The following is a 24,225-nucleotide window of genomic DNA, read 5'->3' on the forward strand; positions in this document are numbered from 1 at the left end:
TACGCCGGTGAGCGCCATCGCTGACACGCTGAAGGGGGCCGCCGAGGTGTTCCCCGACGAGGTCGTCACCCACGCCAGGGTGCGCCACCTCGACCTGCCGCAGCGCGCGGGCAGGTTCGCCCTCATCACGCTGGACAACGGCTTCGACCACACGAAGCCCAGCACCTTCGGGCCCCAGTCCCTCGTCTCCCTGGACGCGGCGATCGACCAGGTCGAGGCGGAGGCCCAGGCCGGGGAGATCGTGGGCGTCGGCGTGACCGGCAAGCCCTTCATCTTCGCCGTGGGCGCCGACCTCAAGGGCGTCGAGCTGCTGGGCCGGCGCGAGGAGGCCCTGGCCATCGGCGCCGCGGGGCACGCGATCTTCCGCCGCCTCGACGGCCTGGCCGTGCCGACCTTCGCCTACTACAACGGCGCGGCCATGGGCGGCGGCGTCGAGCTGGGCCTGCACTGCACCTACCGGACGGTCTCCGACGCGGTGACGGCCTTCGCGCTGCCCGAGGTCTTCCTCGGCCTGGTGCCCGGCTGGGGCGGCTGCACCCTGCTGCCCAACCTGATCGGCGCCGACCGCGCGGTCACCGTGATCATCGAGAACGCCCTCAGCCAGAACCGCATGCTCAAGGGCCCCCAGGTCCACGAACTCGGCATCGCGGACGCCCTCTTCGAGGCCGCCGACTTCCTGGAGCAGTCCCTGGTGTGGACCTCGGCCGTGCTGCGCGGCGAGGTGACCGCGCTGCGGGAGGAGCCCGACCGGGGCGAGGCCTGGGAGCGGGCGGTGGCGCGCGGCAGGTCCCTCGCCGACGAGAAGGTGCACGGGGCCGCCCCCGCCGCCTACCGGGCCCTGGACCTCATCGCCCAGGCCAGGAGCGGGGACGTGGACGCGGGCTTCGCGGCCGAGGACCAGGCGCTGGCCGACCTCATCATGAGCGAGGAGCTGCGCAGCGGCCTGTACGCCTTCGACCTGGTGCAGCGCCGGGCCAAGCGGCCGGTGGGCGCCCCGGACAAGTCGCTGGCCAGGCCGGTGACGAAGGTCGGCGTCGTGGGCGCCGGGCTGATGGCCTCGCAGCTCGCCCTGCTGTTCGTGCGCAGGCTGAAGGTGCCGGTGGTGCTCACCGACGTCGACCAGGAGCGGATCGACAAGGGCGTGGGCTGGGTCCACGAGCAGCTGGACATGCTGCTGCTCAAGGGCCGCATCGGCCAGGACGAGGCGAACCGGCTGAAGGCGTCGGTCACCGGCTCCCTCGACAAGGCGGCCGCCTTCCACGACGCCGACTTCGTGATCGAGGCCGTCTTCGAGGAGATGGGCGTCAAGCGGCAGGTGTTCGCCGAGCTGGAGGCGGTGGTGCCGGAGACCGCCGTCCTGGCCACGAACACCTCCTCGCTCTCCGTCGGCGAGATGGCCGAGGGGCTCGCCCATCCCGAGCGGGTGGTGGGCTTCCACTTCTTCAACCCGGTGGCCGTGCTGCCGCTGCTGGAGATCGCCAGGGCCGAGAAGACCGACGACGCGTCGCTGGCCACCGCCTTCGCCGTCGCCAAGCAGCTGCGGAAGTCGGCGGTGCTGGTCAAGGACCGCCCCGCCTTCGTCGTCAACCGCATCCTGACGCGGTTCATGGGCGAGGTGCTCGGCGCGATCGACGACGGCACCCCCGTCGAGGTCGCCGACCGGGCGCTGGCCCCGCTTGGCCTGCCCATGTCGCCGATCGTGCTGCTCGAACTCGTCGGCCCGGCCGTGGCCCACCACGTGGCGGGCACGCTGCACGCCGCCTTCCCCGACCGCTTCCGGGTCTCCGCGAACCTGGGCCGGGTCGTGGCGGCGGGCAAGCGCAGCCTGTACGTCTCCGACTCGGGGAAGCAGGAGCTCGACCCCGAGGTGGCGGCGCTCTTCGAGGTGGGCGGCGAGGTGCGCACGGAGGAGCAGGTCAGGGCGCACGCGCTGAACGCGATCGCCGAGGAGATCGGCCTGATGCTGGAGGAGGGCGTGGTGGCCGAGCCCCAGGACATCGACCTGTGCCTGCTGACCGGCGCCGGCTGGCCCTTCCACCTGGGCGGCATCACCCCCTACCTCGACCGGGCGGGGATCTCCGAGCGGGTCCTCGGGCGGCGCCTGCTGCCGCGGGGCGTGGCGAGCGTCCCCGAGTGACCGGGAAGGACACCCCTCCTTCGGCGTCCGGCTCGCCCGCGGCGGGCCGGACGCCGCTGGTCGTCGTCGACGGGGCGAACGTCGTGGGCTCGGTGCCCGACGGCTGGTGGCGGGACCGCCGCGGGGCGGCCGAACGGTTGCGCGACCGCCTGCGGGGGTACCCGGAGCCGGTCGAGATGGTGCTGGTCGTCGAGGGAGCGGCCCGCGGCGTCGCCTCGGTGCCAGGGGTGCGGGTGGAGTCCGCCCCTGGCAGCGGGGACGACCGCATCGTGGAGCTCGTCCGTGACGAGGGCCGCGGGCGGCGGTGCCTGGTGGTGACCGCCGACCGGGGCCTGCGGGCGCGGGTGACGGAGCTCGGCGCCGAGGTGGCCGGGCCGCGGGCGATGAATTTCGGGGGGAACCGGGGTCTGACCGGGTGAGCGCCGCCGCCCGGCGGCGCGCACGCCCACGCCTCATCAGGAGAGAGGGAGCCCCCGATGTCCACCAAGATCTTCGTGAACCTGCCCGTGAAGGACCTCGGCCGGTCGAAGGAGTTCTTCACCAGGCTCGGCTACTCGTTCGACCCGCAGTTCACCGACGAGAACGCCGCCTGCCTGGTGATCAGCGACGACATCTACGCGATGCTGCTGGTCGAGCCGTTCTTCAAGAACTTCACCAGGAAGGAGATCGTGGACGCCACGACGGCCACGGAGTCCATCCTGGCGCTCAGCGCGGACAGCCGCGAGGAGGTGGACGAGCTGGTCGACCGGGCGCTGGCCTCGGGCGGCAGGCCCTCGATGGAGCCCATGGCGGACGGCCCGATGTACAGCAGGAGCTTCCAGGACCCCGACGGGCACCTGTGGGAGATCGTCTACATGGACCCGGCGGCCCTCACGCAGCAGGGCTGAGGCCGTGGGGGCGGCGCGAGCCGCCCCCGGCCAGGCCGCCGGACCCGCGCCTGCCCGCTCAGTTCTGCAGGCCCGCGCCGGCCGGGTCGAAGCGGCCGTCGAGGCGGGCGACGAAGCCGGTGACCTGCCGGGCGATGCCGGGGCCCGTCAGCCCCACCCGGGCCAGCACCTGCTCGCGGCTGCCGTGCGGCAGGAAGTCGTCCGGGATGCCGAAGTCGCGCAGGGGCACGTCCACGTCCGCGTCGCGCAGGGCCTGGGCGACGGCCGATCCGACGCCGCCCGCGCGGCAGTTGTCCTCCACGGTGACCACCATCCGGTGCCCCGCGGCCAGGCCGGGCAGGGCCGGGTCCACCGGCTTCACCCAGCGCGGGTCGACGACCGTGCAGCTGATGCCCTGCCGGTGCAGCAGCTCGGCGGCCTCCAGGCAGACGGGGGCCAGGGCGCCCACGGAGACCAGCAGCACGTCGGGGCGCTCGGTGCCGGGGTCGGGCCGGCGCAGGACGTCCATGCCGCCGACGGAGTCGACCGCGGCGATGGCCGGCCCGACCTTGCCCCGGGAGTAGCGCACCACGGTGGGGGCGTCGGACACGGCGACGGCCTCCCGCAGCTGGGCGCGCAGCTGATCGGCGTCGCGCGGCGCGGCCAGCCTGAGCCCCGGGACGCACTGCAGCACGGACATGTCCCACACGCCGTGGTGCGAGGCGCCGTCGGGGCCGGTGACGCCCGCCCGGTCGAGCACGAAGGTGACCCCGCACCGGTGCAGGGCGACGTCCATCAGCAGCTGGTCAAAGGCCCGGTTGAGGAAGGTGGCGTAGACGGCGAAGACCGGGTGCAGTCCCCCGGTGGCCAGGCCGGCCGCGGAGACGGCCGCGTGCTGCTCGGCGATGCCCACGTCGAAGACCCGGTCGGGGAACTCCTCGGCGAAGGGGCCGAGGCCCAGCGGGCGGAGCATGGCCGCGGTGATCGCCACGATGTCCTCGCGCTCGCGGCCCAGCTTGACGATCTCCTCGCCGAACACGGAGGTCCAGTCGGCGCCGCCCGAGGACACCGGGAGCCCGGTGTCGGGGTGGATGACGCCCACGGTGTGGAACTGGTCGGCCTCGTCGTCCCGGGCGGGCTGGTAGCCGCGGCCCTTCTCGGTCAGGCAGTGGACGATGACCGGGCCGCCGAAGCGCTTGGCGCGCTGGAGCGCGGACTCCAGGGCCTGGACGTCGTGGCCGTCGATGGGCCCGAGGTACTTCAGGCCCAGGTCCTCGAACATGCCCTGCGGGGCGATGACGTCCTTGAGGCCCTTCTTGGCGCCGTGCAGGGTGCCGTACAGCGGGCGGCCGACGACCGGGGTCCGGTTCAGCATCTGCTTGCCGCGGGCGAGGAAGCGCTCGTACCCGGCGGTGGTGCGCAGGGTGGCCAGGTGGTTGGCCAGGCCGCCGATGGTCGGCGCGTAGGAGCGCTCGTTGTCGTTGACCACGATGACCAGGGGACGGTCCTTGGCGGCGGCGATGTTGTTCATCGCCTCCCAGGCCATGCCGCCGGTCAGGGCGCCGTCGCCGGTGACCGCCACCACGTGGTGGTCCACGCCGCGCAGCTCGTTGGCCTTGGCCAGGCCGTCCGCCCAGCCGAGGACCGTGGAGGCGTGGCTGTTCTCGATCACGTCGTGCACGGACTCGGCGCGCGAGGGGTAGCCCGACAGGCCGCCCTCGGTACGCAGCCCGGAGAAGTCCTGGCGGCCGGTGAGCAGCTTGTGCACGTACGCCTGGTGGCCGGTGTCCCACAGGATGCGGTCGGCCGGCGAGTCGAACACCCGGTGCAGGGCGATGGTCAGCTCGACGACGCCCAGGTTGGGGCCGAGGTGGCCGCCCGTTCTCGCCACGGCCCTGATGAGGAAGGAGCGGATCTCCGCGGCCAGCTCGTCCAGCTGTTCCGGGGTGAGCCGGTCGAGATCCCGCGGTCCCGAGATACGGGTCAGCAGCGGCACCGTTCCTCCTTGCGTCGGCCTTCGGCCCTGCGTGGGTCGTGCGCCGCAGTTTAGTGTCACGGGATCGCGGCGGCCGTTCGAGGGCGAAGGTTGGGGCGGAACACACACGGTCAGGACCGAGGTGCACGGTCCTGACCGACATGTGGCTCTTCGCGTATCAGACCCGACAGGTTTCCGATCGGGTCTGATCCTCCGCCCGCTGTTCTCTTACATCCCGGGCGTCCCGGGCGTCCCGGGCTTCCCAGGTGCCCCGGGGGCCTCATGCGCCCCCGGCGGCCGGCCCCGGGCGGCCCGGAGAGGTCCGGGCCGCCCGGGAGGGCCGGTCAGGTTCTGCCCGCGCTGCGCTGGGTCTGCCGGGAGACCGAGTCGACGACCACGGCGAGCAGCAGCACCGCGCCGGTGATCATGTACTGGATCTCGCTGGACATGCCCATGAGGTTGAGGCCGGTGGTGATCGACTGGATGACCAGCGTGCCGAGCAGCGCCGACCAGACCCAGCCGCGCCCGCCGAAGAGGCTGGTGCCGCCGATCACCGCGGCGGCGATGACGTTCATCAGCAGGTTGCCCGAGCCCAGGCTCTTGGAGGCGCCACCGGCCTGGGCGGCCGTGAACAGGCCGCCGAGCGCGGCGAGCGCGCTGGACATGCTGAACACGGTCAGCCGCACGAACTCGACGTTGATGCCCGCGCGGCGGGCCGCCTCCGCGTTGCCGCCGACCGCGTAGATCTGCCGTCCGTAGGTGGTGCGGCGGAGCATGAAGTCGGCGAGCAGCAGGACCGCGAGGAAGATGACCAGCGCCAGCGGCAGGCCGCGGTGCTGGTTCAGCTCGTAGGCGGCGACGAAGGCGGCCGCGGCGACCAGCACGGCGCGCAGCACGATCTCGCTGAGCGGGCGGGTGGTCAGCCCGGCCTGCTGGCGGCGGCGCTCCTGGCGCCAGAGCGCGAACAGGTAGCCGGCGGTGAGCACGGTGGCCAGGCCGTAGGCCGCGGAGATGTCGCTGAAGTAGTAGCCGTACATGTCCTTGACCAGGCTGTCCCTGGGGATGTTGATGGTGCCCTTGTCACCCATCACCCAGATCTGGAGACCGCTCCAGCCGAGGAAGCCGGCCAGCGTCACCACGAAGGCGGGGACGCCGATCCTGGCGAAGAAGAAGCCGTGGATGGTGCCCACGACGGCGCCGCCCGCGACCGCGAGCACGATGGCGAGGATGTCGTTGACCCCGTGCTGGTCGGACATCACGGCCCACAGGGCCGCGCAGAGGCCGGCCACCGAGCCCACGGACAGGTCGATCTCGCCCAGCAGCAGCACCAGCACGATGCCGACGGCCATGATGCCGGGGCCGGCGACGTAGACCATGATGTTGCTGAGGTTGCGCGGGGTGAGGAAGTCACCGGTCTGTGCCTGGAAGACGATCGCGATGACGATGACGCCGAGCACCACGGGTATGGAGCCGAGCTCACCGCCCCGCACGCGCCGTTTGAAGTCCTCCCAGTAGCCGGCCAGGCCCTTCTCGCGGACCAGCAGCCTCGGGTCGGGAGCGAGGTCCTCACTCATTGCCTTCACCTCCGTCCTTGCGCGCCCGCCGGCGCGACACCGCGTTGTCCGCGGCGCCGGTGATGGCGGCGATGATTTCCTCGCCCGAGGTGTCCTCGACCCGGAAGAGGCCGTTGTTGCGGCCGAGGCGCAGCACGGCGACCTCGTCGGCGACGGCCCGCACGTCGGCGATGTTGTGACTGATGAGGACGACCCCGAGGCCGCGCTCGCGCAGCCGCTCCACCAGGTCGAGGACCTGGGCGGTCTGCTCGACGCCCAGGGCCGCCGTGGGCTCGTCGAGGATGACGACCTCGGGCGAGCCGACGAGGGCGCGGGCGATGGCCACCACCTGGCGCTGGCCGCCGGAGAGGGAGGCGACCGGGATGCGGACGCTGGGGATGCGGATGGACAGGGTGTCCAGCAACTCCAGGGCCTGGCGCTCCATCTGCACCTGGTCGAGGACGGAACGGCGGCGCAGCTCGCGGCCGAGGAAGAGATTGGCGACCACGTCGAGGTTGTCGCACAGCGCCAGGTCCTGGTAGACGGTGGCGATGCCGAGTTCCTGGGCGTCGTGCGGCTTGGCTATGCGCACGACCTCGCCCTTCCAGGAGATCGTGCCCGAGTCGATCGGGTGCACGCCGGCGATGGTCTTGATGAGGGTGGACTTTCCGGCTCCGTTGTCGCCCACGAGGGCGGTCACTTCGCCGGGGCGGATCTCCAGGTCGACGTCGGTGAGCGCCTGGACGGCACCGAACCGTTTGGAGACTCCGCTCAGCGCCAGAACGGGCGCGGCGGTGGCGGTCATTGCTGGGGTCAGCTCCTTGAACAGCGTGGGGGTCCGACGGCCCCGCGCGGCCCGTGACGGAGGGCCGCGGACGGCGGGGTGCCGAGGCGGGTCACCGGCGGGCCAGTGCCCCGCCCCGCGGGTCGGGGACCCGGCTGGGGCGGGGCGGGGAGGCCGAAAGGGCCGGTGCGGCCCGGCGGATCAGCCGATGCCGGCTTCCTGGCAGGCGGCGGCGTAGTCGCCGGTGCAGATCTCCTCCGGCGTGTGGAAGCCGTCGGCGACCACGGTGTCGTTGATGTTGTCGACGGTGACCGCGACGGGGTCGAACAGGCGGGCCGGGATGTCCTCGTCCGTCGGGCTGTCGACGGTGCTGGTGGCCAGGTCGCCGGTGTCGTCGCCCTCAAGCACCCGGTAGGTCAGCTCGGCCGTGGTCTCGGCCTCCTGCCGCAGTGCCTTGTAGATGGTGAAGGTCTGGTCGCCGGCGAGGATGCTCTGCAGGCCCGCGACCTCCGCGTCCTGGCCGCCGACCGGGACGTCGGTGATGCCGGCGGAGTGCAGGGCGGTGATCACACCGGCCGCCATGCCGTCGTTGGCGACGTAGACCGCGTCGAAGCCCGGGTCGTTTCCGTTGCCGAGGGACTCGATGGCGCCGGTCATCTTCTCGTTGGCCAGCGCGGCGTCCCAGCCGTCGATGTCCTGCTCGTAGACGACGTCGACGGTGTCGTCCAGGACGGAGTGCGCGCCCTGCTTGAAGTCCCCGGAGTTGGGGTCGGTGGGCGAGCCGTTGATCATGACGACGCGGGCGCCCTCGGCCTGGTCGCCGAGGCTGTCGAGCAGGGTCTGCGCCTGCAGCTCGCCGACCTTCACGTTGTCGTAGGACACGTAGCCGGCGATGGGGCCCTGGGCCAGCCGGTCGTAGGCGATCACCGGCACGTCCTCGGCCTGGGCGTCCTCCACCCAGGAGGCGGTGGCCGAGGCGTCCACCGCGTCGAGGATGATCGCGTCCACGCCCTCGGTCAGCAGGGCGTCGAACTGCTGCTTCTGGGTGTTCGTGTCCTGGTCGGCGTTCGAGTACTTGATATCGCAGTCAGGGCACAGCTCTTTGATCTTGTCCTCGATGTAGGGCCGGTCGAAGGACTCGTAACGCGCGGTGGCGTTCTCCGGGAGGAGCAGGCCGATGGTGTAGCCGCCTCCGCCCCCTCCGTCGTTGTCCTTGTCATCGTCTCCGCCTCCGGCCTCGCCGCAGGCGGCCAAGGCGGCGGCCATCGCTATGGACGTGGCTCCGATCGCGACGAATCGCATGTACTGACGCATTGTCGGCTCAGCCTCCCTCTGGGGCCGCCACTTCGCGGCCGTGGGTCGGCTGAGAGCTAACTCCTCGGTAACCCTTGTCGTCAAGACTTAAAGCAAGTGTCAACCGAACCGATACCTTGCGAAGCTCGGCCCCCTCTGGCCACATCGCCGGTTTCCTAGGGAAATGAACCCCCCGGTGCGGGTCTGCCCATGAAGGATTTGTTTGAAATGTGTTCGTTTACTTCTTGGCGGCGGGTGCCGAGGGCCCGAGAAGCATGCCCTCGCCCATCTCGCGCAGCACCAGGGCCAGCGCGCCGAGCACCTCGGCCCGCCCGCCGAGCGCGCCGGGGACCAGGGTGAGCTGCCTGGCGGCGCTGGGGATGGCGTAGCGGCCGACCGAGTCGCGGATCGGGCCGAGCGCGATGTCCCCGGCCTCGGCCAGGTCGCCGCCCAGCACGATCCGGCTGGGGTTGAGCAGGTTGCACAGCTGGGCCACGCCGGTGCCGATGTGCCGCCCGATGTCGGCGATCACCCTGCGGCAGCCGGGGTCGCCCTCCCTGGCCAGCTGGACGACCCGGTGCATGGTGAGGTCGGGGCCGTGGCTGGCGTGCAGCAGCGGCAGGACGTGCCTGGCCGCGGTGAAGGTCTCCAGGCAGCCGCGGTTGCCGCAGCGGCAGACCGGGCCCGACTCGTCCAGCGTGATGTGGCCTATCTCGCCGGCCGTGCCGCCGGGGCCGCGGTAGATCTGGCCGTTGATCACCAGGCCCGCGCCGACGCCGCTGGCGACCTTGATGTACGCCAGGTCGCGCGAGCCGCGGCCGCTGCCCCAGACCAGCTCGCCGAGGGCGCCGAGGTTCGCGTCGTTGTCCACGTGGACCCGGACGCCGGTCCTGGCCTCCAGCTCCTGGCGCGGGTTGGTCCCGCGCCAGCCGGGCAGGATCGCGGTGGAGCCCAGGGCCCCCGAGGCCACGTCGATCGGCCCCGGCACGCCGAGCCCGATGCCGATGATCTTGGCCCGTTCCACGCCCGCCATCGCCAGCAGCCTGCCGACCAGCTTCTCGGCCCGGTCGAAGCCCTGGTCGGCCGAGGCGTCCACGTCGAAGGGCTCCGCCTCCTCGGCGAGCACCTGGTGGGCGAGGTTGCCCACCGCGACCCGCAGGTGCGAGTGGCCGAAGTCCACCCCGACCACGATGCCCGCGTCACTGGAGAGCGAGACGCTGCGGGCCCGGCGCCCGCTGGCCGAGGTGGTGCGCACCTCGACGGTGCCAAGTTCCTTCAACTCCCGAACGATATTGGAGACCGTGGCGGCGGAGAGGCCGGTGGTCCGCGCGATGTCCGCCTGCGTCAAGGAACCCGCCGCCCGCACGGCCCGCACCACCCGCTCCAGGTTGGCGCGGTGCAGCGAGGACTGCGATCCCGGAGTATCCACGGCTCACTCCACTTCCGCCTCTCGGGGGCGGGCTCCCCTGGGAGCCCGCCGGCCGCCCCGACAGCGGTAGGAAGGAGACGGCGCCGCGCCCACTATATGAACTCAGGACCGGATGTGGGGGAACGGAGAGGAAACCGCAGCGGCCACCGCGGGGGCGCGCTACCGTATCGCCCCCGCCGTCAGGCCGCTCTGCACCTGCCGCTGGAAGGCCACGTAGACCACCAGAACCGGCAGCATGGCCAGGGTCACCCCGGCGTACAGGGCGCCCCAGTCCCCCTCGTAACTCTGCCTGATCATCAGGGCCGCCAGGCCCTGGGGCAGCACGGCGTCGTCGGCGTCCTCGACGTTGAGCACCCGGGGCAGGACGAACTGGTTCCACTGGCCGAGAAAGTTGAAGATCCCGATGCTGATCAGCCCGGGCCTCGCCATCGGCATCATGATCTGGAAGAACGTTCGCGTGTGGGAAGCACCGTCGAGGGTGGCGGCCTCCTGCACCCCGGTGGGCAGGGTGCGGAAGAAGGACACGAGGAAGAAGACGGTGAACGGCAGCGAGTAGGCGATGTAGACCAGGATCAGGCCCTGCCTGGTGTTCAGCAGCCCGAAGTTGTCGAGCACGAAGAACAGCGGCACCAGCGCCAGGAAGATCGGGAACATCATCCCGCCGACGAACAGCAGGTGGATCAGCCGGTTCCCGCGGAAGGAGAACCGCGCCAGCACGTAGGCCGCCATCGAGCCGAAGAGCATCGTGCCGGTGAGCGAACCGGCCAGGATGATCAGCGAGTTCAGGGTGTAACGGCCGAGGTCCGCGGACCTCCACGCGTGGCTGAAGTTGCTCAGGTGCAGTTCGCCTGGCAAGCCGAAGGGGTGGGCGACGATGTCGGCGTGCGCCCTGAAGCTGGAGACCACCACCCACAGCAGCGGCCCGGCGGCCAGCACCGTCCACAGGACCAGGAAGGAGTGGGCGAAGACGTTGAGCACGCCGCCGCTGGTGGCGCGCCGCCTGGTGTCCCCGTCGGACCGGGTGACGCTCATCGGTGTCCTTCTCCTCACATCTCGATCCGGTCGCGCCGGCCGAGCAGCAGCATGATCAGGGCGAAGACCAGGGTGACGAGGAAGAGCGCCACGCCGATGGCCGTGGCGTAGCCGGCCTGGGCCTCCTGGAACGCCTTCTTGTAGAGGTAGCTGGGCACCACGTCCATGCCGTGCTCCGGCACCATGATGTTCACGAGTGCGAAGCCGTCGAGGCCTTGGATGCCCATGTAGATCCAGCCGGTCCTGATGGTGTCCCAGGTGAGCGGGAAGGTCAGCCGGGAGAACATCTGCCAGCGGCCGGCCCCGTCGAGCAGCGAAGCCTCGTAGATCTGGGTGGGGATGGCGCTCATCGCCGCGGAGAACAGCACCACGTAGAAGCCGACGAAGGACCAGCACAGCACGGCGAGCACGCACCAGCGGGCCAGGTCGCCGCCGAGCCAGTCCTCCTGCTTCCAGGAGTCGAGCCCGACCGCGCCCAGGGTCTCGTTGACGATCCCGCCGTGCGGGCTGTAAATCCGGCCCCACATCACCGCGATCACCGCGATGGAGAGCACCTGCGGGAAAAAGTAGACGATCTTGTAGACGTTCGCCCCGCGGATGCCGGAGACCGGCTCGCTCCTGCGGTGCCTGCCGCCTGCGGTGAGCATGAAGGCGAAGAAGAGGCCGAGCGCCAGGGTGATGAGTGGGCCGAGCACGAGCAGCAGCACGCTGTTGCCCATCGCGTCCCAGAACTTCTCGTCGTGCCACATGCGTTCGTAATTGTCGAAGCCGGTGAACGAGAATTCGCTGTCGAATCCCGACCAGTCGGTCATCGAGTAGTAGAACGCCTGCAGGAAGGGCGAGATCACGAAGACCAGGTAGATCAGCACCGGCGGGACGAGGAACCAGACGATGAAACGGTGCTGGTCCAGCTTGCGGTACCGCCGGTCGTAGCGCACCCGGTCGGGGGTGAGCCGGGGCGGCAGGAAGAACGCCGCCGTGAACAGGGCGCGTTCGCGCCAGGTGAGCCGGTCCCTCGCCGGGACGGCGCCGCTCCCCGCCGCCGTGCTCTCGCGTTCCGTTGTCGTGGTTGCCATGCCGCCCCTCGGCCTCAGCCCCTCCGCTTCGCCGGCGTCCTCAGACGTGCCTGGTCTTCAGGATCGAGTCGTCCTGCGCCACGGTGTCCGCGGCGTTCTGGCAGCGGGTGATCGCCTCGTCGGGCTCGATGTTCCCCGCCATCATGTCGGCGATGGCGCCGCCGATGTCCTCGTTGTTGAGCGTGGAGTACCAGTCCTGAATCCGCGGCAGCACGAGGTTGTCGCCGGCCGCCTCGAAGGTCTCCTTGGCGCTGGTCAGCCCGGGGCCGAGCTCCAGGTCGTCGGCGGCGCCCCGGACGCAGGTGAGCGAGGAGGTCAGCTTGGTGAAGTTCGAGGCCGACTCCTTGCCCAGCATGATGCGCAGGAACTCCAGGCCGCCGGCGGCGTTGGAGGCGTCCGCGGGGATGAAGAAGGGCGCGCTGCCCGAGGCCCAGAGCGTGCCGAACGGCATGGCGTCCGAGGAGTCGAGGCCGGTGGGCGCGCCGACGGCCATCCGGAAGTCCTCGGGGGTGTTGGCCTTGGACTCGTTCTCCACCCAGGAGCCGTTCGGGATGAACAGGGCGTGGTACTGGTTCCACTCGTCCTGCGAGTCCTCGTGGCTCATCCCGGGGCTGCCTTCCAGGATGTAACCGCGGGCGGTGAGTTCGTAGTACGCCTCGAAGACGGCCTTGACGGCGTCGTGGCGCCAGGCGTTGGGCTCCAGGTTGTCGATGGCCGCCAGGACCTCGGGGCCGCCCACCTTGGCGATCATCGGGTACATCGTGAAGTTGAAGTAGTAGGGGTACTGCCCCGCGTAGGTCCAGCCCGCCATGCCCTCGCGCTTGGCGGCCTCGCAGACGGCGAGCATCTCGTCCCAGGTCTGCGGATACTCCGCGCCGATGCGCTCCAGGGCGGTGCGGGAGTACCACTGGCCGTAGATGGTGAACGCGTAGTTGAGCTGGTAGACCTCCTGACCGCCGTACTGGCCCATCTCGACGATGGTCGGCATCAGGGTGTCGCGGACCTTCGTGTTCGGGTCGTCGAGCGAGGGCGCGTCGAGCAACTCGGTGAGGTCGTAGACCTGTTCGTCGTGGATCAGGGCGGCGATCTCCATGGCGTGGGCGCCGTCGTTGTCGATGACGTCCGGCGGGCTGCCCTGGACCAGCCGGGGCTGCAGCTGGCTGCTGATCTCCTGGGTCTTGGTGTGGTCGACCGAGCCGTAGCTCTGCTCGTAGATGGCCTCGGCGTCCTTCGCGTACTGGTCGCCGAAACCACCGTCGAATATGACGACTTCGAGCTCGCTGTCGGTGACGCCGAACGGGTTGTCGGCCGAGGTCTCACCCCGCTCCTCGGGCTCGTTGTCGCTCCCACCACCGCTGGCGCAGGCGGAGAGAGCGCCGAGCGCGGGAACGGTGACCAGCCCCGCTGCTGCCGATCTCCTCAGCAGCGTGCGGCGGTTGAGGTACGGACGGGAAGTCATGTGCGCGTCCTCGCCTTCGTCAACGATCAGACGGCCGGGCCGACCGGATTCCGACAGGTATAGTCCACTTGCCTCGGCCGGGGAAGATCGCGCGCAGCGTAGCCCGCAGGATTTTCCTAGTTGAGATCTCCCGCACACACGAGCGCGGGCCGCCCACCTCGGCAAAAGGGGGCGGCCCGCGCTTTTGTGCGTCAAGGCCCTTATGGCGCAGAGGAGTTCATAGGTGCACTCCCGTCACATGCGGAACAGAGCGTCACTTGCGGATCAGGGAACGCAGCACGTACTGGAGAATGCCGCCGTTTCGGTAGTAGTCGGCCTCTCCCGGGGTGTCGATGCGCAGGACCGCGTCGAATTCCACGCCGGTGTCGGTGGAGACCTGCACCGTCGCCGGGATGCCGCCGTCGTTCAGGCCGGTGACGCCGGAGATCGAGAAGGTCTCCTCGCCGGTCAGGCCCAGGGAGGCGGCGTTCTGCCCCTCGGGGTACTGCAGCGGCAGGACGCCCATGCCGATCAGGTTGGAGCGGTGGATGCGCTCGTAGGACTCGGCGATCACGGCCCGCACCCCGAGCAGCGCGGTGCCCTTGGCGGCCCAGTCGCGCGAGGAGCCGGAGCCGTACTCCTTGCCCGCGAGGACGATGAGGGGCACCCCGGCCGCCTGGTAGTTGCGCGAGGCGTCGTAGATGAAGGAGACGGGCCCGCCCTCCCGGGTGAAGTCGCGGGTGTATCCGCCCTCGGTCCCCGGCGCGATCTGGTTGCGGAGCCGGATGTTGGCGAAGGTGCCGCGGATCATCACCTCGTGGTTGCCGCGGCGCGAGCCGTAGGAGTTGAAGTCGCGGCGCTGGACGCCGTGTTCGGTGAGGTACTGCCCGGCGGGCGAGTCGGCCTTGATCGCGCCGGCCGGGGAGATGTGGTCGGTGGTGACCGAGTCGCCGAGCTTGGCGAGCACCCGGGCGCCCGCGATGTCCGCCACCGGCGAGGGCTCCGCGGTCATGCCCTCGAAGTAGGGGGGCTTGCGGACGTAGGTCGACTCCGGGTCCCAGTCGAAGGTCGAGCCGGTGGGGATCGGCAGGGCGTTCCACTGGGCGTCGCCCGCGAACACGTCGGCGTAGCTCTGGCCGAACATCTCCTGCCCGATGGCGGAGGCGACGACCTCCTCGATCTCCTGCTCGGAGGGCCAGATGTCGGCGAGGTACACCGGCTTGCCCTCGGGGTCGGTGCCGAGCGGCTCGCGGGTCAGGTCCACCTTCATGCTGCCGGCGATCGCGTAGGCCACGACCAGCGGCGGGGACGCCAGGTAGTTCATCTTGACGTCGGGGTTGATGCGGCCCTCGAAGTTGCGGTTGCCGGAGAGCACGGACACGACGGCCAGGTCGTTGTCGTTGACCGCCGTGGAGATCGCCTCGGGCAGCGGGCCGGAGTTGCCGATGCAGGTGGTGCAGCCGTAGCCGACGAGGTTGAAGCCGAGCTTGTCCAGGTACGGCGTCAGGCCCGCGCGCTCGTAGTAGTCCATGACCACCTTGGAGCCGGGGGCCAGCGTGGTCTTGACCCAGGGCTTGCGGCTCAGGCCGCGCTCGACCGCCTTCTTGGCCAGCAGGGCGGCCCCGACCATGACCGAGGGGTTCGAGGTGTTGGTGCAGGAGGTGATGGCGGCGACGGTCACCGCGCCGTGGTCCAGCTCGAAGGTGGTGCCGTCCTCGCCGGTGACGGTGACCGGGCGGCTCGGGGCGCCGTTGCTGTAGGCCGGGGCGTCCGAGGCGGGGAAGGACTCCTTGCTCGCCTCGTACTCGTCGGTGGCCGGGACGTAGGAGCGCACGTCCTGCGCGAACTGCCCGCTGGCGGCGGTGAGGGCGATGCGGTCCTGGGGGCGCTTGGGCCCGGCGATGGACGGCACGACGGTGGCCAGGTCCAGCTCCAGGTACTCGGAGTACTCGGGCTCGGCGGTGGGGTCGTGCCACAGGCCCTGCGCCTTGGCGTACGCCTCGACGAGGGCGAGCTGCCCCTCGTCGCGGCCGGTCAGCCGCAGGTAGCCGAGGGTCTCCGCGTCGATGGGGAAGATCGCCGCGGTGGAGCCGAACTCCGGCGACATGTTGCCGATGGTCGCCCGGTTGGCCAGCGGGACCGCGGCCACGCCCTCGCCGTAGAACTCCACGAACTTGCCGACCACCCCGTGCTTGCGCAGCATCTCCGTGATGGTGAGCACCAGGTCGGTGGCGGTGGTCCCGGTGGGCAGCCGGCCGGTCAGCTTGAAGCCGACCACCCGCGGGATGAGCATGGAGACCGGCTGGCCGAGCATGGCGGCCTCGGCCTCGATGCCGCCGACGCCCCAGCCCAGCACGCCGAGGCCGTTGACCATCGTGGTGTGCGAGTCGGTGCCGACCAGCGTGTCGGGGTAGGCCTGGCCGTTGCGCACCATCACGGTACGGGCCAGGTGCTCGATGTTGACCTGGTGCACGATGCCGGTGCCCGGCGGGACGACCTTGAACTCGTCGAACGCCGTCTGGCCCCAGCGCAGGAACTGGTAGCGCTCGCGGTTGCGGCCGTACTCCAGCTCGACGTTCTGCCGGAACGCGTCGGGGGTGCCGAACCTGTCGGCGATGACGGAGTGGTCGATGACCAGCTCGGCGGGGGCCAGCGGGTTGATCCGCGCCGGGTCGCCGCCCAGCTCCCTGACGGCCTCGCGCATGGTGGCCAGGTCCACCACGCAGGGCACGCCGGTGAAGTCCTGCATGATCACGCGCGCCGGCGTGAACTGGATCTCCTGACTCGGCTGCGCCTGCGCGTCCCAGCCGCCGAGCGCCCTGATGTGATCGGCGGTGATGTTCGCCCCGTCCTCGGTGCGGAGCAGGTTCTCCAGCAGCACCTTCAGGCTGTACGGAAGCCTGGCCGAGCCCGGCACCTTGTCCAGCCGGAAGATCTCGTACGACTCGTCGCCCACCCGCAACGTGCTGCGGGCGTCGAAGCTGTTCGCCGACACGACTGTCTCCTTCAACACATGAATTCGCGCGTTCTCCCGCAATCCTGCCGCCCGCACCCTGACCACACTCGCTAAGGCCACCCTTAGCGAGCGCTCGGCGCACGACGGGAGCGCGGCCCGCCACAAGATATCTCGATGTCGAGATAACTCTAGTACATCCCGGCCGCCTGGCGGTGGGACCCGGTGCGCCGGCTCGTCGAAGGCCGGCGTCCGCGCCGAACCCCGTGCGGCGCCGGGCTCGGGGTTCGCCCTCGCGGAGACTCGTGCGGCGCGGCATGACCTGCCGTTTGCGACGCCGCCGATATGCGCCATCGGCGAGACTGCCGAGGACAACCGGCCGGAAGGAGAGGCGGCGGGGTGCGACTCGAAGGGTGGCACGGCTGGGTCGGCACGTTCACCGGGGTGGTGTTCCTCACGGTGGCGGCACTGCCGTTGGCGGTCCTTGCGGCCTGGGCTCTGGCCCGCAGGCGGAGGCGCGCCGGTGCCGGGGCGGCGCGGTCGTGGCGCAGGTCGCTCGCCGAGGTCGGCATCGTCTACGGGACGGTGCTGCCGGTCTGGCTGATCCTGCTGCCGGGCGACGAGGACGGGGCGGTCGTGAACCTGGTGCCGCTGCGGGACCTGCTCACGATGGACACGGGCCAGATCGTCGGCAACCTGCTGGTGTTCGCGCCGCTGGGGTTCCTCGCCCCGCTGCGGTTTCCGGGACTGGCGTCGGCACGGCGGATTCTCGCGCTCGGGGCGGGCTGCGCGCTCCTGGTCGAGACGGCGCAGTATGTCCTGCCGCTGGACCGGGTCTCCTCCGTGGACGACGTCCTGCTCAACACCGCGGGCGCCGCACTGGCCGCACTGGCGTCACGCCGCTGGTGGACGCCGGCGCAAGCCCGCTCCCCGCGGGAGGAACGGGCCGGAAACCCAGCCCGGGCGGCTCGCGGCGACGGGGAAACTCGCACCGACGGGAAAAGGGCCTGAACTCTCCCGGCCCGCCGCGCGATCGAGGCCGGGGCACGCCGGCCTGACCCGCCCGTCGGCACCGGCCGACGGGGTCCGCCGCACGACTGTCCCAGTTATGAGATATCTTCCCTGATATGAGAAACACGCAGGAGGTGCGCGCCGCGGCTCCCGAGGGCGCGGCCCCGGTCGGCCTGGAGGCCCGGCTGGCGGCTCGCCTGGGCGCGCTGCGGCTCGAACGCGAGTGGTCGCTCGAGGAGCTGTCCGCCCGCACGGGGGTGAGCCGCTCCACGCTGTCCCGGCTGGAGCGCGGCGAGTTGAGCCCGACGGCGACGATGCTCGGCCGGCTGTGCTCCGCCTACGAGCGGACCATGTCCCAGCTGCTCGCCGAGGTGGAGTCCGAGCCGCCCCGCGTGGTGCCCGCCGCGCGGCAGGCCGTGTGGCGCGACGAGGACTCGGGCTTCGTCCGCCGCTCGGTCTCGCCCCCACACCCGGCGCTGCGCGGGGAGCTCGTCGAGGGGGTGTTGCGGCCGGGCGCCGACATCCCCTACGAGGCCCCGCCCGTGCCCGGGCTCGAACAGCACCTCTGGCTGCTCTCCGGGGCCCTCGAGGTCACCACGGAGGGCGCGGCGTACCGGCTGCGGGAGGGCGACTGCCTGCGCTTCCGGGTGTGGGGGCCGACGCGCTTTCGCTGCCTGGGCGAGGCGGAGGCACGGTACGCGCTGGTGGTGATCCTGCCGTGAGCGGGACAGAGTGCGCGAAGCACACCATCGAGCGGCTGTCCGCCGCGGAGTTCCCGGCCGCCGCCGGGGAGTTGGCCGGGCTGCTCGCCGAGGTCGTGGCGGGCGGCTCCTCCCTCGGCTTCCGCACCCCCTTCGGCCGGCGGCCCGCGCTGGACTGGTGGCTTTCGCGCGAGCCGGCCGTCGCGTCCGGCAGCCTCGTCGTCTGGGTGGCCAGGGGACCCGAGGGCGTCTCGGGCACGATCAGCCTCGCCAGGGAGCACCGGGAGAACGGCCGGCACCGGGCCGAGATAGTCAAGCTGATGGTGAGTCCCGCGGCCCGCGGACGCGGCCTCGGCAGAAGGCTGCTGGCCACCGCAGAGGAGGCCGCCGCCGCGGACGGCATCCGCCTGCTGCTGCTCGACACGGAGGCGGACACCCCCGCCGACCGCCTCTACCGGGCCGCGGGCTGGACACCCTACGGCCTGGTCCCCGCCTACGCGACGGACCCGGGCGGCGCGCTCAGGGACTGCACCTTCTTCTACAAGTTCCTCCCTGAGCCACCGGCCGCCGCGGCGAGCTGAGCCGGGCCTGTGGGCCGGGCGCTCCTGGCGGGCCGGGCACCACCGGGGCGGCGGCCCGGGCCCGACGGAACGCCCGGCCGCCCGCCCCACCCGTCGGCGGCCCCACCCGTCGGCGGCCCCGCCCGTCAGCCCACGGGCCCGTCAGCCGTCCAGCCGGTCGGCCACCCAGCGCACCCGCGGCGCCAGGCGCCCGGCCAGGGCGCGCGCCTCGCCGGACAGGGCGCCCGCGCCGGGGACCAGGCGCGGGCCCCACAGGGCGAGCAGCGCGTCCCCGGGGGCGAGTTCGGCCGCGCGCAGCATCAGGAGGGCGGCCCGCTCCGAGGGGCCGCCGGTGCCCGCCCGGTGTTCGGCCAGCGCCTCGCGCAGCAGGCGGTGCGCCCGGTCCACGCACAGCAGGCGGCCCAGTTCGGCCACGGGGGCGCGGGAGTCGTCCACCCGCAGGTCGACCGGCTCGTCCTCGCCGACGACGAGCAGCGCGGCCGACTGCCTGCCGCGCCGGTCGCCGCCCGCCTCGTCGCCGGCGGCCAGCGCGGCGAGCAGCCGCTCGGCCAGCGGACGGCCGGCGGACGTGCGCCAGCCCTCGGCCAGGGCCTTGAGTACCTCCTCGCCGGCCAGCGTGTTGCCCTGCACGCTCACCTGCTCGCCCAGGAGGTGCCCCGCGGCACCCGCGCAGTCCTCGCCGGTCCAGGCGGCCACCCCGCCCCGCGCGTCGAGCACCGCCAGCTGCCTGGTGGCCGCGTCGGGCAGCCGGGCGAGCGCGGCCACCGCCTCCGTTGCGGCGGCGCCGCGGGCGAGCAGGTCGAGGGCCGCCTCGGCGTGCCACGGGCTGGAGGACGCCTGTGCCACCGCGAGCCCCACCCCCCGCCTCGCCACGGGCACCCGGGCCCCGGCCGCGAGCACGCAGCTGGCCACCGCCACCCCGCTCAGCCCGGCCGCGGCATCGTGCGCGATCACCGAAAAGGTCATGAAGGGCAGCCTCGCCCACCGCGATTCGGCGGCGCGAGGGATTTTCCCGGCGGCGACCGGCCGCGGGGGAATGCCACGACGGCCGCCCGGCCGGGCGTTCGCGCCCGGTGGCGGCCGGGGTGGCGGGCCGGCCGGGAGGAGTCCGGCCGCGGAGGGTCCGGCCGGGAGGAATCCGGCCGGAAGGGGCGGGGCCGGGGCGGGTGGCGGGAGGCGGCGCGGCCCGCCCGCGGCCTACTCGGCGGGGCCGGCCGCCAGGGCCGTCCTGACCAGGGAGAGCACGTCCTCGTCGGCGAGGCCGAGGCCGCGGGCTTCGGCGATGAGGGAACGGGCGGCCGTCAGCAGGCGGGCCCGGCCGCGCGTCGACTCGTCGGCGCGCACCACGGCGCCACGCCCGCGCCGCAGTTCGATCAGCCCCTCGTCGCGCAGCCGCTGGTAGCCGCGGAGCACGGTGTGGACGTTCACGCCGAGGGAGGCGGCCACCTCGCGGGCCGGGGGGAGGCGCTCGCCGGGGAGGGTGGTCCCGTCGGCGAGCGCGCCTCGCACGCAGGCCGCGATCTGCTCTCCCAGCGGCACCCGTGAGTCTGGCTGGACGCGCAGCAGCATGGTCAGGAATGTTCCTTCCGCACACCGTCGGCGCGCTGGAGCAGGCCGTTGAGCAGCGCGGCGGCCGTGCCCGCGTCGTCCACCGTGACGACGAACTCCTTGCCGCCGCGCAGCCGCGCGGACAGGGCCTCCCCCGAACGCACCACGACGCCCGATTTTCCGGGCCTGACGCGGTAACCGTAGCCGCCGAACTCGGCCAGCGGTCTGACCTCGCGGCTCGCCGCCCCTTCGATCCGCCGCATCGGCACCCGCAGCCGCGGCCGCGGCAGCAGCGGAGAGGCGATCATGAGGCCGCGCCCGTCCACGGTGACCCGCAGGCTGGCGAACAGGCCGTTGAGCACGGCGGTCAGCAGCATCAGCACCCCCACGGGGCGCGCCGAGGGCACCGCGACCAGCACCAGGCCCAGGGCGGCGAGCAGGCCGGCCACCACCCACAGCACCGGCGAGGCGATGGCCTGGCTCCACACCGCGCTCTCGCCCGGGCCCAGGCGCAGGGCGGGGGCCGCCTCCCGCTCGGCCTGCGGCGCCTCGTCCGGGCCCGCGAGCAGCCAGCAGATCAGGCCCACCAGCAGGGCGATCGGCAACACCATGGCCAACTGCCAGAGGTACAGGGCGGCTTCGGAGGCGTCGGTGACGTCGGCGTTGGCGGAGAGGGTGAGCGAGAACAGGTAGCCGAGCAGCGCCGCGAGCCCCCCGCCCAGCGCGATGCTCCACCGCTGCGGGTACCGCACGGCGAGCGCGCAGAACAGCACCCCCGCGCCGCACAGGAATGCCGCACCGCCCCAGAGGGCGGCCTGGCGGCCCAGGTATCCGTCCGCCCCGCCGCCCGTCGCGAAGTGGGTGGCCACCGGGTCGGGCAGCCGGTCGTGCAGCCGCGCGCACCACAGCCCGTAGCTCAGGAGCGCCAGGCCGAACGGCGCCGCCACCACGGCGAGTCGGCGGATGTGAACGCTCACGGGTCCCCTCCTCACTGCCATCCTCCGCCCAGGCAGAGGAAATTGTTCGCATTCACCTAGAACAACCTAACCATACCCACGCCCCGGTCGCCCACCACCCGAATGGCGGTGCCCGCCATGCGCCATCTCATATCTGAGATAGGCTCGTCCATATGATCGACGACTACCTCGCCCGGATCGGACAGCTCATTCGGGACGCACGTCAGCATCGTGGCTGGACGCAAGTGCAGCTCGCGGAGGCGCTCGGCACCAGCCAGAGCGCCGTCAATCGCATCGAGCGGGGGAATCAGAACATCAGTCTTGAGATGATCGCGCGCATCGGCGAGGCCCTGGGCAGCGAGATCGTCTCCCTGGGCTATGCCGGCCCGATGCATCTCAGAGTCGTCGGCGGGCGGCGGCTGAACGGCGGCATCGACGTCAAGACGAGCAAGAACGCCTGCGTCGCCCTGCTGTGCGCGACGCTGCTGAACTCGGGCCGCACGGTGCTGCGCCGCGTCGCCAGGATCGAGGAGGTCTTCCGCATCCTGGAGGTGCTCAACTCGATCGGCGTCCGGACCAGGTGGATCAACGAGGGCGTGGACCTGGAGATCGTGCCGCCCTCCGACCTGAACCTGGAGTCCATCGACCTGGAGGCGGCCAGGCGCACCCGGAGCATCATCATGTTCCTCGGCCCGCTGCTGCACCGGATGGACCACTTCAAGATCCCGTACGCGGGCGGCTGCGACCTGGGCACCCGCACCGTCGAGCCCCACATGATGGCGCTGCGCCGCTTCGGCCTTGAGGTGACCGCGACCGAGGGGATGTACCACGCGACGGTCAACCGGCAGGTCAGCCCGGACCGGCCGATCGTCCTGACCGAGCGCGGCGACACGGTCACGGAGAACGCCCTGCTGGCCGCCGCGCGGCACGACGGCGTCACGGTCATCCGCAACGCCTCGCCCAACTACATGGTCCAGGACCTGTGCTTCTTCCTGGAGCAGCTCGGGGTCCGCATCGAGGGAGTGGGCACCACCACGCTCACCGTGCACGGCGTCCCGGACATCGACTGCGACGTGGACTACTCGCCCTCCGAGGACCCGGTGGAGGCGATGAGCCTGATCGCCGCCGCGGTGGTGACCGAGTCGCAGCTGACGATCCGCCGGGTCCCGGTGGAGTTCCTCGAAATCGAGCTCGCCGTGCTGGAGGGCATGGGCCTCGACCACGACCTCGGCCCGGAGTACGCGGCGGACAACGGCCGCACCCGGCTCGCGGACGTCACCGTCAGGCCCTCCAAGCTGGAGGCGCCGATCGACAAGATCCACCCCATGCCGTTCCCCGGGATCAACATCGACAACGCGCCCTTCTTCGCCGCCATCGCGGCCTCGGCGCACGGCTCGACGCTGATCCACGACTGGGTCTACGACAACCGCGCCATCTACCTCACCGACCTCAACCGCCTCGGCGGGCGCCTGCAACTCCTCGACCCGCACCGGGTTCTGGTCGAGGGGCCCACCCGGTGGCGGGCGGCGGAGATGATGTGCCCGCCCGCCCTGCGGCCCGCGGTCGTGGTGCTGCTGGCGATGATGGCCGCCGAGGGCACCTCCGTGCTGCGCAACGTCTACGTCATCAACCGCGGCTACGAGGACCTGGCCGAGCGCCTGAACTCGGTCGGCGCACAGATCGAAACCTTCCGCAGCATCTGACCGGCCCCCTCGCGTACGCCCCCTCCGGCCTGCGGAAACGCCGGCCCGGAGGGGGTTTGCCGCGCCTGGCGGGAAAACGAATCGGTGCCGCCGGAGGAATCACCGCGCGCTGCCGGGGGCAGCGGCTGCATGTGCCGCGCGTGCCGCCTCGGTACTGTGCGGTCGTATGACCGACACCGGCACCGAGATCGAGATCACCGCGGACCTGGTCCGCGCCCTGTTGCAGGAGCAGCATCCCGACCTCGCGGGGCTGGCCATCCGCGAGGTGGCGGGCGGCTGGGGCAACCAGATGTGGCGCCTGGGCGATGAGCTGGCCGTGCGCATGCAGCGCATGGACCGCACCCCCGAGCCCCAGCTCAAGGAGCGGCGGTGGCTGCCGGTGCTGGCCCCGCGCCTGCCGCTTGCGGTGCCGACCCCGGTGCGCGTGGGCGAACCCTCGGCGCGCTTCCCCAAGCACTGGACCGTGATGACCTGGGTTCCCGGCGAGCCGCTCGACCACTGCCCGATCAGCCGCGGCGGCCACGCGGCCGACACCCTCGCCGGCTTCCTCCGGGCGCTGCATGCAAAGGCGCCCGCCGAGGCCCCGATCCCCGTGGACCGCGGCGCCCATCCCAGGGACTGCACCGACGGCTTCGAGAACTTCTTCCGGGCCATCGCCCCCGACGACGTCGCCGGCGACGTCCGGGCCGTCTGGGAGGACGCCGTTGCGGCCCCCGCGTGGGAGGGCCCGCCGGTGTGGGTGCACGGCGACCTCCATCCGGCGAACGTCGTCGTCTCGGACGGAACGCTCTCGGGCATCATCGACTTCGGTGACCTCTTCGCCGGCGACCCGGCCTGGGACCTCGCCGCCGCCTGGGTACTGCTCCCCGCGGGCACGGCCAAACGATTCTTCGATGCCTACGCGCGCGCCGACCAGGCCTCCATCCGCCGCGCCCGCGGACTGGCCGCGATGAAGAGCCTCTTCCTCATGCTCATGGGACACAACGGAGACCTGGGCCTTCCCGGCGGCAAGCCGCACTGGGGTCCCGCAGGCCGGGCCGCACTCGATCGCGTCCTGAAGGGCCTTTGATTCAGGCCGCATTGCCCGGGCTCCCGATCCACATCGGGCCGTGCGGCAGCCCGCCGCGCGGGGCCCTCCCCGGCTCCCTCCCGGCCACCTTCCGCGGGGCTTCTCCCGGCCCCGGGCAGG

At 71.9% G+C, this 24,225-nt stretch carries 20 protein-coding genes; 8 read left to right on the forward strand and 12 right to left on the reverse strand.

What is annotated here, in order from left to right; genetic code table 11:
- Positions 1-7: 7 nt before the first annotated feature.
- The 3 genes from D7294_RS24895 to D7294_RS24905 are packed head-to-tail and all read left to right on the forward strand — an operon-like array spanning position 8 to position 3,024.
- The gene (locus D7294_RS24895) at positions 8-2,137 is read left to right on the forward strand and encodes a 3-hydroxyacyl-CoA dehydrogenase NAD-binding domain-containing protein (protein ID WP_120683520.1); all 2,130 of its coding nucleotides are present in this window, start codon (positions 8-10) and stop codon (positions 2,135-2,137) included.
- Positions 2,134-2,556: a PIN domain-containing protein gene (locus tag D7294_RS24900; RefSeq protein ID WP_174248434.1), complete on the forward strand. Its 423-nt coding sequence runs from the start codon at positions 2,134-2,136 to the stop codon at positions 2,554-2,556. Before D7294_RS24895 ends, D7294_RS24900 begins: the two co-directional genes overlap by 4 nt.
- Positions 2,557-2,613: 57 nt before the next feature.
- A complete protein-coding gene (locus D7294_RS24905; protein ID WP_120683522.1) occupies positions 2,614-3,024 on the forward strand; it encodes a VOC family protein in 411 nt (136 codons plus the stop codon).
- 58 nt (positions 3,025-3,082) lie between these two features.
- On the opposite strand, the gene dxs is transcribed toward D7294_RS24905, so the two are convergent.
- The 9 genes from dxs to acnA form a co-directional block, all read right to left on the reverse strand.
- Positions 3,083-4,999 carry a 1-deoxy-D-xylulose-5-phosphate synthase gene (gene dxs, locus D7294_RS24910; RefSeq protein ID WP_120683524.1) on the reverse strand — a complete coding sequence of 639 codons (1,917 nt, stop codon included), beginning with the start codon at positions 4,997-4,999 and terminating at the stop codon, positions 3,083-3,085.
- 323 nt (positions 5,000-5,322) lie between these two features.
- Positions 5,323-6,552 carry a sugar ABC transporter permease gene (locus D7294_RS24915; RefSeq protein WP_120683525.1) on the reverse strand — a complete coding sequence of 410 codons (1,230 nt, stop codon included), beginning with the start codon at positions 6,550-6,552 and terminating at the stop codon, positions 5,323-5,325.
- Positions 6,545-7,336, reverse strand: a complete 792-nt coding sequence (locus D7294_RS24920) for an ATP-binding cassette domain-containing protein (RefSeq protein WP_120683527.1) — start codon at positions 7,334-7,336, stop codon at positions 6,545-6,547. The genes D7294_RS24915 and D7294_RS24920 overlap by 8 nt, the downstream gene beginning before the upstream one ends.
- A 180-nt stretch (positions 7,337-7,516) precedes the next feature.
- Positions 7,517-8,617 carry a sugar ABC transporter substrate-binding protein gene (locus D7294_RS24925; RefSeq protein ID WP_174248435.1) on the reverse strand — a complete coding sequence of 367 codons (1,101 nt, stop codon included), beginning with the start codon at positions 8,615-8,617 and terminating at the stop codon, positions 7,517-7,519.
- Between the two features lie 229 nt (positions 8,618-8,846).
- Positions 8,847-10,037 (reverse strand): ROK family transcriptional regulator, encoded by a 1,191-nt coding sequence (locus D7294_RS24930; RefSeq protein WP_120683531.1) that lies wholly within the window; start codon positions 10,035-10,037, stop codon positions 8,847-8,849.
- 159 nt (positions 10,038-10,196) lie between these two features.
- Complete coding sequence (locus tag D7294_RS24935) at positions 10,197-11,069, reverse strand: carbohydrate ABC transporter permease (RefSeq protein ID WP_120683533.1); 873 nt, start codon at positions 11,067-11,069, stop codon at positions 10,197-10,199.
- 14 nt (positions 11,070-11,083) lie between these two features.
- Positions 11,084-12,145: a carbohydrate ABC transporter permease gene (locus D7294_RS24940; protein ID WP_120683535.1), complete on the reverse strand. Its 1,062-nt coding sequence runs from the start codon at positions 12,143-12,145 to the stop codon at positions 11,084-11,086.
- Positions 12,146-12,185: 40 nt separating this feature from the next.
- Complete coding sequence (gene ngcE, locus D7294_RS24945; protein ID WP_120683537.1) at positions 12,186-13,604, reverse strand: N-acetylglucosamine/diacetylchitobiose ABC transporter substrate-binding protein; 1,419 nt, start codon at positions 13,602-13,604, stop codon at positions 12,186-12,188.
- A 253-nt stretch (positions 13,605-13,857) separates the two neighbouring features.
- On the reverse strand, positions 13,858-16,578 hold the full coding sequence (gene acnA / locus D7294_RS24950; protein ID WP_120683539.1) for an aconitate hydratase AcnA: 2,721 nt from the start codon (positions 16,576-16,578) through the stop codon (positions 13,858-13,860).
- 357 nt (positions 16,579-16,935) lie between these two features.
- On the opposite strand from acnA, the gene D7294_RS24955 reads away from it, so the two are divergent.
- From D7294_RS24955 to D7294_RS24965, 3 genes are all read left to right on the forward strand, one after another.
- A complete protein-coding gene (locus D7294_RS24955) occupies positions 16,936-17,547 on the forward strand; it encodes a VanZ family protein (protein ID WP_241562603.1) in 612 nt (203 codons plus the stop codon).
- Between the two features lie 116 nt (positions 17,548-17,663).
- A complete protein-coding gene (locus D7294_RS24960) occupies positions 17,664-18,269 on the forward strand; it encodes a helix-turn-helix domain-containing protein (RefSeq protein ID WP_120683543.1) in 606 nt (201 codons plus the stop codon).
- Complete coding sequence (locus D7294_RS24965; protein WP_120683545.1) at positions 18,266-18,829, forward strand: GNAT family N-acetyltransferase; 564 nt, start codon at positions 18,266-18,268, stop codon at positions 18,827-18,829. The genes D7294_RS24960 and D7294_RS24965 overlap by 4 nt, the downstream gene beginning before the upstream one ends.
- A 141-nt stretch (positions 18,830-18,970) precedes the next feature.
- On the opposite strand, the gene D7294_RS24970 is transcribed toward D7294_RS24965, so the two are convergent.
- The 3 genes from D7294_RS24970 to D7294_RS24980 all read right to left on the reverse strand — a co-directional run bounded on the left by D7294_RS24970 (position 18,971) and on the right by D7294_RS24980 (position 21,354).
- Positions 18,971-19,795 carry a DUF1028 domain-containing protein gene (locus tag D7294_RS24970; RefSeq protein ID WP_120683547.1) on the reverse strand — a complete coding sequence of 275 codons (825 nt, stop codon included), beginning with the start codon at positions 19,793-19,795 and terminating at the stop codon, positions 18,971-18,973.
- A gap of 231 nt (positions 19,796-20,026) precedes the next feature.
- On the reverse strand, positions 20,027-20,398 hold the full coding sequence (locus D7294_RS24975; RefSeq protein WP_120683549.1) for a GntR family transcriptional regulator: 372 nt from the start codon (positions 20,396-20,398) through the stop codon (positions 20,027-20,029).
- 2 nt (positions 20,399-20,400) lie between these two features.
- Positions 20,401-21,354, reverse strand: coding sequence for an SdpI family protein (locus D7294_RS24980; protein ID WP_147450907.1), 954 nt, complete (start codon positions 21,352-21,354; stop codon positions 20,401-20,403).
- 152 nt (positions 21,355-21,506) lie between these two features.
- Here D7294_RS24980 and D7294_RS24985 point away from each other — a divergent pair, with 152 nt between their 5' ends.
- Together D7294_RS24985 and D7294_RS24990 are read left to right on the forward strand one after the other, a co-directional pair.
- Positions 21,507-23,036 carry a helix-turn-helix domain-containing protein gene (locus tag D7294_RS24985; RefSeq protein ID WP_120683553.1) on the forward strand — a complete coding sequence of 510 codons (1,530 nt, stop codon included), beginning with the start codon at positions 21,507-21,509 and terminating at the stop codon, positions 23,034-23,036.
- Positions 23,037-23,202: 166 nt separating this feature from the next.
- A complete protein-coding gene (locus D7294_RS24990) occupies positions 23,203-24,105 on the forward strand; it encodes an aminoglycoside phosphotransferase family protein (protein ID WP_120683555.1) in 903 nt (300 codons plus the stop codon).
- Positions 24,106-24,225 lie beyond the last annotated feature (120 nt).

Origin of the sequence: Streptomyces hoynatensis, from assembly GCF_003626535.1 — a bacterium.
GTDB classification, from domain to species: domain Bacteria; phylum Actinomycetota; class Actinomycetes; order Streptomycetales; family Streptomycetaceae; genus Streptomyces; species Streptomyces hoynatensis.

Coding starts and splice junctions, on each gene's coding strand:
- D7294_RS24990 (WP_120683555.1), top strand. CDS start 23,203: ATGACCGACACCGGCACCGAGATCGAGATCACCGCGGACCTGGTCCGC.
- D7294_RS24940 (WP_120683535.1), bottom strand. CDS start 12,145: ATGGCAACCACGACAACGGAACGCGAGAGCACGGCGGCGGGGAGCGGC.
- D7294_RS24915 (WP_120683525.1), bottom strand. CDS start 6,552: ATGAGTGAGGACCTCGCTCCCGACCCGAGGCTGCTGGTCCGCGAGAAG.
- D7294_RS24985 (WP_120683553.1), top strand. CDS start 21,507: ATGATCGACGACTACCTCGCCCGGATCGGACAGCTCATTCGGGACGCA.
- D7294_RS24920 (WP_120683527.1), bottom strand. CDS start 7,336: ATGACCGCCACCGCCGCGCCCGTTCTGGCGCTGAGCGGAGTCTCCAAA.
- D7294_RS24960 (WP_120683543.1), top strand. CDS start 17,664: ATGAGAAACACGCAGGAGGTGCGCGCCGCGGCTCCCGAGGGCGCGGCC.
- D7294_RS24925 (WP_174248435.1), bottom strand. CDS start 8,617: ATGCGATTCGTCGCGATCGGAGCCACGTCCATAGCGATGGCCGCCGCC.
- D7294_RS24935 (WP_120683533.1), bottom strand. CDS start 11,069: ATGAGCGTCACCCGGTCCGACGGGGACACCAGGCGGCGCGCCACCAGC.
- D7294_RS24970 (WP_120683547.1), bottom strand. CDS start 19,795: ATGACCTTTTCGGTGATCGCGCACGATGCCGCGGCCGGGCTGAGCGGG.
- D7294_RS24975 (WP_120683549.1), bottom strand. CDS start 20,398: ATGCTGCTGCGCGTCCAGCCAGACTCACGGGTGCCGCTGGGAGAGCAG.
- ngcE (WP_120683537.1), bottom strand. CDS start 13,604: ATGACTTCCCGTCCGTACCTCAACCGCCGCACGCTGCTGAGGAGATCG.
- D7294_RS24905 (WP_120683522.1), top strand. CDS start 2,614: ATGTCCACCAAGATCTTCGTGAACCTGCCCGTGAAGGACCTCGGCCGG.